We start from the raw sequence: 14,791 nt of genomic DNA on the forward strand, positions 1-14,791 counted from the left end.
GGAGGGCGAGTTACCGGTCCGGTCGGGCGCGTGATGTCGCGACAGGGGCGCGTAGTCGGCGCGTCGCTGGATTAGGTCGACTTTAGTGTCGTCCACGACGCTGGCAACCAGGCGGGGCCAGCGAACGACGCCCAGCACGATCTTCTGGATTGGGCGAAGCCGCCCTTCTCCTCCCCCTCAGCCGTTCGCACCTGGTGCCCGTCGTGTTCAGCGAAAGCAGGCCGCCGGTGATCGCCGAGGGAAGTGGGTACGCCGCCAATGGCGAACAATGAAGAGAAACTTCTCGACTACCTCAAGCGCGTGACGGCGGATCTGCGACAGACCCAGCGCCGCCTCAAGGACGTGGAGTCCGCCAGCCACGAGCCGGTGGCGATCGTGGGCATGGCCTGCCGCTTCCCCGGCGGTGTGCGCTCCCCCGAGGAGCTGTGGGAGCTGGTGGCCGAGGGTCGGGACGCTGTCTCCGAAGTGCCGACCGACCGCAACTGGGACCTAGACCACTTCTACGACCCCGACCCGGAGCACCCGGGCACCAGCTACGCGCGCGAGGGTGGGTTCCTGGACGACGCGGCGGGGTTCGACGCCGCGTTCTTCGGCATCAGCCCCCGCGAGGCCCTGGGCATGGCGCCGCAGCAGCGGTTGGCGCTCGAAGCGTCGTGGGAGGCCATCGAGCACGCCGGAATCAACCCAGAGTCGCTGCGCGGCAGCCAGACCGGCACCTTCATCGGCTGCGACCACCTGGACTACGTCTCGGACGAGTCGCAGGTCCCCGAGGGTTCGGCCGGGTACTTCACCATCGGCAACTCGGCGAGCGTCGTCTCCGGCCGCGTCGCCTACACGCTGGGGCTTGAGGGCGCCGCCGTCACGGTGGACACGGCGTGCTCCTCGTCGCTCGTGGCCATGCACCTGGCCTGCCAGGCGATCCGGCAGGGTGAGTGCGACATGGCGCTGGCGGGTGGGGCGGCCGTCATGTCGTCCACGGCGCCGTTCATCGGCTTCAGCGAGCTGCGCGGGCTGGCTCCCGACGGCCGGTCCAAGCCCTTCTCCCAGAGCGCCGACGGCATCTCGATGGCCGAGGGTGTCGGCGTGCTGTTGCTGGAGCGGCTGTCGGACGCCCGGCGCAACGGGCACCAGGTGCTCGCCGTCATCCGGGGCACGGCGGTCAACCAGGACGGCGCGAGCAACGGCCTGACCGCGCCGAACGGGCCCGCGCAGCAGCGCGTGATCCGGCAGGCGCTGGCCAACGCCCGGCTTACGGCGTCCGAGGTGGACGCGGTGGAGGCCCACGGCACCGGCACCGCCCTCGGCGACCCGATCGAGGCACAGGCACTGCTCGCCACGTACGGCCAGGACCGGCCCGAGGGCCGGCCGCTGTGGCTGGGCTCCATCAAGTCGAACATCGGGCACTCGCAGATGGCAGCCGGCGCGGCCGGCGTCATCAAGATGGTGCTGGCGATGCGGCACCAGACGCTGCCGGCCTCCCTCCACATCGACGAGCCGACGCGGCACGTCGACTGGTCGTCGGGGGCCATTCAGCTCCTGACCGAGGCGGTCGCCTGGCCCGAGGCCGACCACCCGCGTCGGGCGGGCGTGTCCTCCTTCGGTATCAGCGGCACCAACGCCCACGTGGTCCTGGAGCAGGCGCCTCCGCTGGCGGAGGTCCAACCCGACGACGCCGACGCGGCGGACGGCGAGCCGGCCGAAGGCAGGGTGGCCGACACGGAGGCCCGGGCTGTTACGGAAGGGGCGACCGCTGAGGGCGCGGTGGGTGGGCCCGTGCCGTGGCTCGTCTCGGCCCGCAGCGCGGCCGCGTTGCGGGCACAGGCCAAGGCCCTGGCCGACCACGTCACGGCTGACCCCGACCTGTCGCCGCTGGACATCGGCTGGTCACTGGCCACCACCCGAGCCCACTTCGAGCATCGGGCGGTTGTCGTGGGTGACGACCGTGACGGGTTCCTGGCCAGCCTGCGCGCGCTCGCCGAGGGTGAGACCCACCCCGCGCTCATCACCCCCACCACCAGGCCCACCACCGGCGACACGGTCTTCCTCTTCAGCGGCCAGGGCAGCCAGCGTGCGGGGATGGGACGCGAGCTGTACGACCGCTTCCCCCGCTACGCCCAGGTCTTCGACCAGGTCTGCGACCTCCTCGACCCCTACCTGGACCACCCCCTACGCGAGGTGGTCTTCACCGGCGGACCCGAAGACCTGCTGAACCACACCACCTACGCACAGGCGGGCCTCTTCGCGCTCCAGGTCGCCATGGCACGACTACTGGAATCCCTGGGAGTGCGACCCGACGCGGTCATCGGCCACTCCATCGGCGAGGTCGCCGCAGCCCACATCGCCGGCATCCTGGACCTTCCTGATGCCTGCCACCTGGTGGCCCAACGCGCCACGCTCATGGGCAGCCTGCCCCCCGGTGGTGCCATGGCCACCATCAACGCCACCCCCGAAGAACTCCAACCCCACCTCGACCAACACCACGGTCAGGTCAGCATCGCGGCCCTGAACACACCCGAGAACACGGTCATCTCCGGACCCACCGAAGCCGTCGAAACCATCCGCACCCACTGGGCCGAACAAGGCCGCAAGGCACGGTCGCTGTCCGTCAGCCACGCCTTCCACTCACCCCAGATGGACCCCATCCTCGACGCCTTCACCCAAGCCCTCGCCACGCTGACCTTCAACGCGCCGACCATCCCGCTGATCAGCAACCTCACCGGACAGCCGGCCGATCCGGACTTCATCACCACCCCCACCTACTGGGCGCAGCACATCCGCCAGCCCGTCCACTTCCACCAGGCCATCACCCACACCGCCCCCACCACCCACACCTACCTCGAAATCGGACCCGACCCCACCCTCACCACCGCCACCCAACACACCCTCCATCACCTCCAAAACCACCCCGCCGCCCAACCCGCCGACAACCCCGAGGGCCAGGCAGCAGGGGACGTAGCGGAGGGTGTTGCTGGGGAAGGTTCCTTCGAGGGTGAGGCGGAGCCGGAGCGGCCCGCGCCGCTGGTGGTGGCGGGTCTGCGGCGCAAGCAGGGTGACGTGCACGCGTTCACGCGTGCCCTGGCCCAGCTCCACACGGCCGGGGCGCCGTTGAACTGGGCCGGCTGGTTTCCGGCCGAACCGGCGCCGCGGGTGGTCGGGCTGCCGACGTACGCCTTCCAGCACCAGCGGTTCTGGCTGGAGACCCCGGTGCATCGGCGTGTGGGTGGCGGTGGGGCGGACGGCGCGGAGAGCCAGTTGTGGCACGCGATCGAGGAGTTGGATGTCGAGGCACTCTCCCACACCCTCAAGCTGGACCAGGGTAGTCCGGGCTTCGACGCGTTGCTGCCCGCGCTGCCGGTGTTGTCCGCCTGGCGGCGGCAGCACCGCGAGCGGTCCGTGGTGGATTCCTGGCGTTACGAGGTCGTTTGGAAGCGGCTGGCCGACGCGGCTCCGGCCGCGCTGTCTGGCGCCTGGCTGCTGGTGGTGCCCGCCGGGTTCGCGGACCACCCTGCCGTACAGACCGCCGCGCAGGCCCTGACGGGGCACGGTGCCAGCGTCGTCGACCACCTGGTGGTGGAGGCGGGCGACGCGGATCGCTCTGGGTTGGCAGACGAGATCGGAGAGCGGGCCGGGGACAGCCAACTAACCGGCATACTCAGCCTGTTGGCGCTCGACGAAGCAGCTCATCCGGCGCACCCTGGCGTGCCGGCCGGGCTGGCGGCGACCATCGCGCTGGTGCGGGCGCTCGGGGACGTGGCGGTGTCGGCTCCCCTGTGGTGCCTGACCCAGGGCGCGGTGGCCACCGGCGCCGCCGACCCGCTCCTCCACCCGCGGCAGGCACAGGTGTGGGGGCTCGGACGCGTGGCGGCCCTGGAGCACGCCGATCGGTGGGGCGGGCTCATCGACCTCCCGACGACCATCGATCACCACACCGCACGCCGTCTCGCCACCCTCCTCGCGCCAGGCCAGGTCGAGGACCAGGTGGCCATCCGCGGCGCGGTGTTCGCACGCCGGCTTCGCCAGGCGCCCGGGGCCTCTGACGACGCCCCCTGGCAGCCCACCGGCACCACCCTGATCACCGGCGGCACGGGGGGACTCGGGGCCCGGGTAGCCCGCTGGCTCGCCGAGAACGGCGCGCCCCGGCTGCTGCTGGCCAGCCGCAGCGGTCCGGACGCCGCCGGGGCCGGCGAACTCGCCTCGGAACTCACGGCCCTCGGCGCGGCGGTCGACGTCGTCTCCTGCGACGTCGCGGACCGTGACCAGCTTCAGCGCCTGCTCGCCGACATCCCCGCCGACCAGCCGCTGTCCGCCGTCGTGCACACGGCCGGCGTACTGGAGGTGGACACGCTCGCGGAACTGGACCTGGCGGCGTTGGACCGGATGCTGGGCGCCAAGGCCGTGGCCGCGGCACACCTGCACGAGCTGACGCGTGACCTGGACCTGAGCGCGTTCGTGCTGTTCTCGTCCAACGCGGCCACCTGGGGCAGCGGGCGGCAGGCCGGTTACGCCGCCGCCAACGCCTACCTCGACGCACTCGCCGCACACCGCCGCGCCCACGGCCTGCCCGCCACCAGCATCGCCTGGGGCCCGTGGGGTGGGACCGGGATGGCCGCCGACGAGGCCGGGATCGCCTATCTCAAGCGGCGCGGCCTCTCCCCGCTCGATCCGCGTCTCGGCATCGCGTCGCTCCAGGCGGCGCTGGGGCGCGGCGACACGACCATCACGGTGGCCGACGTCGACTGGGAGAAGTTCACCACCGGCTTCACGGCCCAGCGGCCGAGCCCGTTGCTGAGCGACGTGGCCCCCACGGCACCGGCGGCGGCCGAAGCCGTGGACGCCATGGCCGCCAGCCCGCTGCGGCAGCGACTCGCGGAGGGGACGCCGGCCGACCAGCACCGGATCCTGCTGGAGCACGTGCAACGCCACGCCGCGACCATCCTCGGACATCCGAGCCCGGACGCGGTCTCCCCCACGGTGCCCTTCCAGGAGCTGGGGTTCGACTCGATCACCGCCGTCGAGCTGCGCAACCAGCTCGCCACGAGCACCGGCATCACCATCGCCCCGACGCTGGTCTTCGACCACCCGACCCCGCACGCCGTCGCGACGTACCTGCGCGGCCAGCTCACCGGACAGCGGACGGCGGCCGCCGCACAGCCGGCGAGCGTGGTCGGCAGCGACGAGCCCATCGCCATCGTCGGTATGGCCTGCCGCTACCCCGGTGGCGTCCGCTCGCCACGGGACCTGTGGGAGCTGGTCGTCGAGGGCCGGGACGCCATCGCGGGCATGCCGACCGACCGGAACTGGGACCTCGACACCCTGTTCCACCCCGACCCGGAGCACCTGGGCACCAGCTACGCCAACGAGGGCGGATTCCTCTACGAGGCGGCCGAGTTCGACGCGGCCTTCTTCGGGATCAGCCCGCGCGAGGCGCTGGCCATGGACCCGCAACAACGCCTGCTGCTGGAGACAGCCTGGGAGACCTTCGAGAGCGCCGGCCTCGACCGCGAGGCGCTCAACGGCAGCGACACGGGCGTGTTCGCCGGGGGCACGTTCCAGGGTTACGGCGCCACCGGCACCGCCTCCGCACAGGAGGTCGAGGGGTACCTGCTGGCGGGCGGCACACCGAGTGTGCTGTCCGGTCGGCTCGCGTACTCCTTCGGGCTTGAGGGCCCGGCGATGACGGTGGACACGGCGTGCTCGTCGTCGCTGGTGGCCATGCACCTCGCGGCCCAGTCCCTGCGCCAGGGTGAATGCTCGCTGGCCCTCGCCGGCGGCGTCACCGTCATGGCCACACCCACGACGTTCGTGGAGTTCTCCCGCCAGCGCGGCCTGGCCGCCGACGGGCGCTGCAAGCCTTTCGCCGCGGCGGCCGACGGCACCGGCTGGGGCGAGGGCGCGGGCCTGGTGCTGCTGGAGCGGCTGTCGGACGCGCGGCGCAACGGTCACCGGGTCCTCGCGGTGCTGCGCGGCTCGGCGATCAACCAGGACGGTACGAGCAACGGGCTGACGGCGCCGAACGGGCCATCGCAGCAGCGCGTCATCGGCCAGGCGCTGGCCAATGCCCGGCTCTCCCCCGCAGAGGTGGACGCGGTGGAGGCGCACGGCACCGGTACGACCCTCGGCGACCCGATCGAGGCCCAGGCCCTCCTCGCCACGTACGGCCAGGACCGGCCCGAGGGCCGGCCGCTGTGGCTGGGTTCCGTCAAGTCCAACATCGGCCACACCCAGGCCGCCTCCGGTGTGGCGGGTGTCATCAAGATGGTCGAGGCCATGCGGCACGGGGTGCTGCCCGCCTCGCTGCACATCGACGCGCCGACGCCGCACGTCGACTGGGACGCGGGAGAGGTGCGGCTGCTGACCGAGCGGGCCGCGTGGCCGCAGGCCGACCGTCCGCGCCGGGCCGGCGTCTCCTCGTTCGGCATCAGCGGTACCAACGCCCACCTGATCCTGGAGCAACCGCCGGCCGCACCGGAGCCGGCCGCGCTCCCGTCACCCGAGCCCGTGGCGGAGGAGTCGGCCGCTGGGGCCGCCACGGTGGGTGGGCCCGTGCCGTGGCTCGTCTCGGCCCGCAGCGCGGCTGCGTTGCGAGCACAGGCCAAGGCCCTGGCCGACCACGTCACGGCCGACCCTGACCAGTCACCCGTCGACATCGGCTGGTCGCTGGCCACCACCCGGGCCCACTTCGAACACCGGGCCGTAGCCGTCGGCGAGAACCACGAACAACTCCTCGGAGCCCTCACCGCACTGGCCAACGGCGAAACCCACTCCCACCTCACCCACCCGGGCACGGAAGCCACCGCCGGTACGGATGACACGGTGTTCCTCTTCAGTGGTCAGGGCAGTCAGCGTGCGGGGATGGGACGCGAGCTGTACGACCGCTTCCCCCGCTACGCCCAGGTCTTCGACCAGGTCTGCGACCTCCTCGACCCCTACCTGGACCACCCATTGCGGGAGGTGGTCTTCACCGGGGGGCCCGACGGCGGTCTCCTGGATCACACCACCTACGCACAGGCCGGCCTGTTCGCGCTCCAGGTCGCCATGGCACGACTACTGGAATCCCTGGGAGTGCGACCCGACGCGGTCATCGGCCACTCCATCGGCGAAGTCGCCGCAGCCCACATCGCCGGCATCCTGGACCTTCCTGATGCCTGCCACCTGGTGGCCCAACGCGCCACCCTCATGGGCAGCCTCCCACCCGGCGGTGCCATGGCCACCATCAACGCCACCCCCGAAGAACTCCAACCCCACCTCGACCAACACCACGGCCAGGTCAGCATCGCGGCCCTGAACACCCCGGAGAACACCGTCATCTCCGGACCCACCGAAGCCGTCGAAACCATCCGCACCCACTGGACCGAACAAGGCCGCAAAACACGGTCGCTGACCGTCAGCCACGCCTTCCACTCACCCCAGATGGGCCCCATCCTCGACCCCTTCACCCAAACCCTCACCACCCTGACCTTCCACCCACCCACCATCCCGCTGATCAGCAACCTCACAGGGCTGCCAGCCGACCCGGACTTCATCACCACCCCCACCTACTGGGCGCAGCACATTCGCCAGCCCGTCCACTTCCACCAGGCCATCACCCACACCGCCCCCGCCACCCACACCTACCTCGAAATCGGACCCGACCCCACCCTCACCACCGCCACCCAACACACCCTCCACCATCTCCAAGCCCAGGCCGTCGTCGACGAGGACACCGAGCGGCCCGCACCGGTGGTGGCCGCGACGCTGTCCCGTAAGAAGCCCGAGGCGCAGGCGTTCGCCCAGGCGTTGGGGACACTGCACGCCCACGGCGTACGGGTGGACTGGACGGGCTGGTTCCCGGTGAGCCCGGCGCCTCGGGTGGTGGAGTTGCCGACGTACGCCTTCCAGCACCGGCGGTTCTGGCTGGCCGCGGCCGACCCGGTCGAAGCCGTGGGTGGGGCTGGGCAGAGTGCGGCGGAGGTCGAGCTGTGGGACGCGGTGGAGCGCGGGGACCTGGCGGCGCTGGCCAGGACGCTGGACTCGCCCGAAGAGCAGCAACCGATGCTCGACGCCGTTCTGCCGACGCTTTCCGCCTGGCGACGGCAGCACCGCGAGCGGTCGGTCATCGACTCCTGGCGGTACCGAGCCGTGTGGACGCCGATCACGGATCTTCCGCCAGCGGCGTTGGACGGCTCGTGGTTGCTCGTGGTGCCTGCTGGTTTCGAGGAGCACCCAGCCACGCACATCGCCACCCAGGCCTTGTCCGGGTACGGCGCCAGCGTGGTGCGCTACCTCGTGACGGGCACGAGCGAACGCGAGGAAGTAACCGATGGCCTCGATGAGTTGGCCGCGGGCGTGACGTTCTCCGGTGTGGTGAGTTTGTTGGCGTTGGACGAGGAACCTCACCCCGACTACCCCGCCGTACCCACCGGACTCGCCGCCACCACCACCCTCATCCAAGCCCTGACCAACACCACCATCACCGCACCCCTATGGACCCTCACCCAAGGAGCCACCACCACCCACACCACCGACCCCCTCCCCAACCCCCACCAAGCACACACCTGGGGACTCGGACGCGTCGCAGCACTCGAACACCCCCACCAACACGCCGGACTCATCGACCTCCCCACCAACCCCAACCACCACACCACCCACCACCTCGCCACCCTCCTCACCCAAACCCACCACCACACCACACCCACCCACGACCAAACAGCCATCCGCAACACCCCCCTCACCCGCCGCCTCCACCACACACCCACACCAACCCCCAACAACACACCCCCCACACCCTGGAAACCCACCGGAACCACCCTCATCACCGGCGGCACCGGCGCCCTCGCCACCCACATCACCCGCTGGCTCGCCCACCAAAACGCACCCCACATCATCCTCGCCAGCCGCACCGGACCCAACGCACCCCACACCCAAACACTCACCCAAGAACTCAACCACCTCAACACCACCCTCACCATCACCACCTGCGACATCACCAACCGCAACCAACTCCAACAACTCCTCAACACCATCCCCACCCACCAACCACTCACCACCATCATCCACACCGCAGGGGCGACGGACACCGAGTACATCGCTGACCTGAGCCCGGATCGGTTGCAGCACGTGTTGCGGCCCAAGGCGCTCGGCGCACTGCACTTGCACGAGCTGACGCGGGAGATGAGCAGCCTCAGCGCCTTCGTCCTCTTCTCCTCCGGTGCCGCCACCTGGGGCGGTAGCCACCAGGGCGCCTACGCCGCCGCCAACACCTACCTCGACGCACTCGCCGAACACCGCCGCGCCCACGGCCTCCCCGCCACCAGCATCGCCTGGGGCCCGTGGGGTGAGGCCGGCATGGCGGCGGACGACACGGCGGTCGACTTCTACAGCCGCCGTGGCATGAACCCGCTGCCCCCGGAACTGGCCGTCAAGGCACTACACCAGGCACTCACCCACAACGACACCACCATCACCATCGCCGACATCGACTGGCACAAGTTCCCCGCCAGCTTCACCGCCCAACGCCCCAGCCCCCTGCTGGCCGACCTCACGCCTGCCGGCGCGGCCGATCCGACCGGTGACCAGCCCGCTTCCGCCACCAGCGCCCTGGCACGGCAGCTCGCCGACACGCCACCCAGTGAGCAACAGCAGGTGCTCGTCCAGCACGTGCAGTCGCTGGCCGCGGCCATCCTGGGACACTCGCACGCGGAGGCCATCCCGGCGGCCCAGCCGTTCCAGGAGATGGGGTTCGACTCGTTGACGGCGGTCGAGCTGAGGAACCAGCTCGCCAGCTCCACCGGTCTCAACCTGCCGCCCTCACTCGTCTTCGACCACCCGACGCCGACCGCTCTTGCCCGCTACCTGCGGGCCGAGCTCACCGGGCGCCAGGAGACGGCGGACGCTCCGGCGGTCACGGCGGTGGCACAGGACGAGCCGATTGCGATCGTGGGCATGGCCTGCCGTTATCCGGGCGACGTCGACACTCCGCAGGGGCTGTGGGACCTCGTGATGGCACAGCGGGACGCCATCAGCGAGATGCCGACCAACCGCAACTGGGACCTGGGGGCACTCTTCCACCCGGACCCCGACCACCAAGGCACCAGCTACGTGCGCGAGGGTGGCTTCCTGCACGATGCGCCCGAGTTCGACGCGGCCTTCTTCGGGATCAGCCCGCGCGAGGCGCTGGCCATGGACCCGCAACAGCGCCTGCTCCTGGAGACAGCCTGGGAGGCCTTCGAGAGCGCCGGCCTCGACCGAGACGCGCTCAACGGCAGCGACACGGGCGTGTTCGCCGGTGTCACGTCACAGGACTACCTGTCGCTGACCGGCGACACGGCCAGTGACGTCGAGGGGTACGTGGCCACGGGCAACATCGGCAGCGTCGTCTCGGGGCGCGTCGCGTACTCGTTCGGGCTTGAGGGCCCGGCGATGACGGTGGACACGGCGTGCTCGTCGTCGCTGGTGGCCATGCACCTCGCGGCCCAGGCCCTGCGCCAGGGTGAATGCTCGTTGGCCCTCGCCGGTGGCGTCACCGTCATGGCCACGCCCGGTGCCTTCATCGAGTTCTCGCGGCAGCGCGGGTTGGCGGCCAACGCCCGGTGCAAGCCGTTCGCGGACGCCGCCGACGGCATGGTGTGGGGCGAGGGCGCGGGCCTGGTGCTGCTGGAGCGGCTGTCGGACGCGCGGCGTAACGGGCACGAGGTGCTCGCGGTGGTACGTGGCTCCGCCGTCAACCAGGACGGTACGAGCAACGGGCTCTCCGCACCGAACGGCCCGTCGCAGCAGCGGGTGATCCGGCAGGCGCTGGCCAACGCCCGGCTTGCGGCGTCCGAGGTGGACGCAGTGGAGGCGCACGGCACCGGTACGACCCTCGGCGACCCGATCGAGGCCCAGGCCCTGCTCGCCACCTACGGCCAGGACCGACCCGAGGGCCAGCCGCTGTGGCTGGGTTCCGTCAAGTCCAACATCGGCCACACCCAGGCCGCCGCAGGCGTCGCCAGCGTCATCAAGATGGTGCAGGCCATGCGCCACGGCGTACTGCCCGCCTCGCTCCACATCGACGCGCCGTCCACGAAGGTGGACTGGGGTCTCGGAGACGTACGCCTGCTGGCTGAGCCAACCGCATGGCCTCAGGCGGACCGCCCGCGCCGGGCCGGTATCTCCTCGTTCGGCATCAGCGGTACCAACGCCCACCTGATCCTGGAACAGCCACCGCAGCCACCCGAGCCGGCCCGGCACGAGGCGGGCGGCGCCGTGCCGTGGCTGGTGTCGGCCCGCGGTGACGCGGCACTGCGCGGGCAGGCCACGGCCCTGGTTGAACGCCTGTCGGCCGACCCGGACCTCTCCCCCGTCGACGTCGGCTGGACGCTCCTCACCGCGCGTACGTCGTTCGAGCACCGGGCCGTGGTGGTGGGCGACGACCGCGAGGAGTTGCTCGCCGGGCTCACCGCACTGGCCCACGGCGAGACCCACCGCGCCCTGGTCAGCCCCGCACCAGCGACCGCGACCGCTGGTACGGGTGACACGGTGTTCCTCTTCAGCGGCCAGGGCAGTCAGCGTGCGGGGATGGGACACGAGCTGTACGACCGCTTCCCCCTCTACGCCCAGGTCTTCGACCAGGTCTGCGACCTCCTCGACCCCTACCTCGACCACCCCCTACGCGAGGTGGTCTTCACCGGCGGACCCGAAGACCTGCTGAACCACACCACCTACGCACAGGCTGGCCTCTTCGCCCTCCAGGTCGCCATGGCACGACTACTGGAATCCCTGGGAGTACGACCCGACGCGGTCATCGGCCACTCCATCGGCGAAGTCGCCGCAGCCCACATCGCCGGCATCCTCGACCTCCCCGACGCCTGCCACCTGGTCGCCCAACGCGCCACCCTCATGGGCAGCCTCCCACCCGGCGGCGCCATGGCCACCATCAACGCCACCCCCGAAGAACTCCAACCCCACCTCGACCAACACCACGGTCAGGTCAGCATCGCGGCCCTGAACACACCCGGCAACACCGTCATCTCCGGACCCACCGAAGCCGTCGAAACCATCCGCACCCACTGGGCCGAACAAGGCCGCAAGGCACGGTCGCTGACCGTCAGCCACGCCTTCCACTCACCCCAGATGGACCCCATCCTCGACCCCTTCACCCAAACCCTCGCCACGCTGACCTTCCACCCACCCACCATCCCGCTGACCAGCAACCTCACCGGGCTGCCAGCCGATCCGGACTTCATCACCACCCCCACCTACTGGGCGCAGCACATTCGCCAGCCCGTCCACTTCCACCAGGCCATCACCCACACCGCCCCCACCACCCACACCTACCTCGAAATAGGACCCGACCCCACCCTCACCACCGCCACCCAACACACCCTCCACCACCTCACCAACGAGGCGGAGCCGAAGCTCGATGCCCAGCCGCTGACCATCGCGACGCTGTCCCGGAAGCAGACGGACGTGCAGGGCTTCGGGCGTGCGCTGGGGCAGTTGCACGCGAGCGGGATGCGGGTGGAGTGGGCCGAGTGGTTCCCGGTCGTTCCGAAGCCGCGGGTGGTCGCGCTACCGACGTACGCCTTCCAGCGGCAGCGGTTCTGGGTCGAGCCGCCGGTGCCACGAGCGAGCGGTGGAGCCGGTGGGGATGTGGTCGAGGAGCGGCTGTGGCAGGCGATCGAGGAGCGCGACGTTGACACGTTGAGCAGCACCCTGAACGTCCGGCGGGACAGTCCCACCGTCGAGGCCCTGCTGCCCGCGCTCCCTGTCCTCTCCTCCTGGCGCCGTGAGCACCGCGAGCAGTCGACCATCGACTCCTGGCGGTACGGGATCAGTTGGGAGCCGATTCCGGAAGCCGCTCCCCCCGTTCTGGCCGGCCCGTGGTTGCTGGTGCTGCCGGCGGGATTCGAGGAGCATCCGGCCGTACGGCTGGCACGCGAGGCGCTGGACGACCACGGGGCGTCGCGTACCGACGTGGTGATCGACTGTGCGGTGGCCGAACGACTCGGGGTGGCCGATCAGTTGGAGCGGGCGGCCGACACCGCCGGTTCACTGGACGGTGTGGTGAGTTTGTTGGCGTTGGACGAGGAACCTCACCCCGACTACCCCGCCGTACCCACCGGACTCGCCGCCACCACCACCCTCATCCAAGCCCTGACCAACACCACCATCACCGCACCCCTATGGACCCTCACCCAAGGAGCCACCACCACCCACACCACCGACCCCCTCCCCAACCCCCACCAAGCACACACCTGGGGACTCGGACGCGTCGCAGCACTCGAACACCCCCACCAACACGCCGGACTCATCGACCTCCCCACCAACCCCAATCACCACACCACCCACCACCTCGCCACCCTCCTCACCCAGACCCACCACCACACCACACCCACCCACGACCAAACAGCCATCCGCAACACCCCCCCTCACCCGCCGCCTCCACCACACACCCACACCAACCCCCAACAACACACCCCCACACCCTGGAAACCCACCGGAACCACCCTCATCACCGGCGGCACCGGCGCCCTCGCCACCCACATCACCCGCTGGCTCGCCCACCAAAACGCACCCCACATCATCCTCGCCAGCCGCACCGGACCCAACGCACCCCACACCCAAACCCTCACCCAAGAACTCAACCACCTCAACACCACCCTCACCATCACCACCTGCGACATCACCAACCGCAACCAACTCCAACAACTCCTCAACACCATCCCCACCCACCAACCACTCACCACCATCATCCACACCGCAGGCATCGCGGAGAACACGCCGTTTGACGAGTTGGACCTGCCGCACCTCGATGCCGTGCTGCGGCCGAAGTCCCTGGGAGCCCTGCACCTGCACGAGTTGACGCGGGAGATGAGCAGCCTCAGCGCCTTCGTCCTCTTCTCCTCCGGTGCCGCCACCTGGGGCGGCAGCCACCAGGGCGCCTACGCCGCCGCCAACACCTACCTCGACGCACTCGCCGAACACCGCCGCGCCCACGGCCTCCCCGCCACCAGCATCGCCTGGGCCCCCTGGGCGGAGTCCGGCATGGCGGCGGACGACGCAGCTCGCGCGTACTACAGTCGCCGCGGCATGAACCCGCTGCTCCCGGAACTGGCCGTCAAGGCCCTGCACCAGGCACTCACCCACAACGACACCACCATCACCATCGCCGACATCGACTGGCACAAGTTCCCCGCCAGCTTCACCGCCCAACGCCCCAGCCCCCTCCTCGCCCACCTCGCCCCCGCCCCCACCGCGCCGGCCGAGGTGACCAGCGGCCAACCCGTCGCGACCAGCGCCCTGGCGCGACAGCTCGCCGACAGCACGCCGGGCCAACAGCAGCAGATCGTGCTGCACCACATCCAGACCACGGCCGCGCAGATCCTCGGCCACGCCAGCATCGACGCCGTCCCGGCCACCCAACCCTTCCAGGACCTCGGGTTCGACTCGCTGACGGCCGTGGAACTCCGGAACCAGCTCGCCAGCTCCACGGGGCTCGACCTGACCCCCGCGCTCATCTTCGACCACCCCACGCCCAAGGAGCTGGCCGACTTCCTCCGCGAGCAGCTCGCCGACGAGGACGTGGCGTCCGAGGGCCGGTTGCTGACGGAGCTGGACCGCTGGGACGCGGCGTCCGAATCGGCCGACGTGGACGAGGCCGCCAGGCGTCGCATCACCGGCCGACTGCAACTGCTGCTGGCGAAGTGGAGCGACACCGGGCGGGAGACGGACCGCTCGACGGCACACAGCGATCTGGAGGCCGCGTCCGCGGAAGACATCTTCGACCTCATCTCCGACGAGTTCGGAAAGTCGTGAGCCCGATGACCCCCTT

The 14,791-nt window shown here is 70.6% G+C and carries 1 protein-coding gene; it reads left to right on the forward strand.

The window, feature by feature from the left end; genetic code table 11:
- The first annotated feature begins 258 nt into the window (after nucleotides 1–258).
- Entirely contained in the window at nucleotides 259–14,775 is a 14,517-nt protein-coding gene (locus OYE22_RS00685) for a type I polyketide synthase (RefSeq protein ID WP_277318537.1), read from the forward strand.
- Nucleotides 14,776–14,791: the final 16 nt, after the last annotated feature.

The sequence above is a fragment of the Streptomyces sp. 71268 genome (genome assembly GCF_029392895.1).
GTDB lineage: Bacteria > Actinomycetota > Actinomycetes > Streptomycetales > Streptomycetaceae > Streptomyces.

Coding starts and splice junctions, on each gene's coding strand:
- OYE22_RS00685 (WP_277318537.1), top strand. CDS start 259: ATGGCGAACAATGAAGAGAAACTTCTCGACTACCTCAAGCGCGTGACG.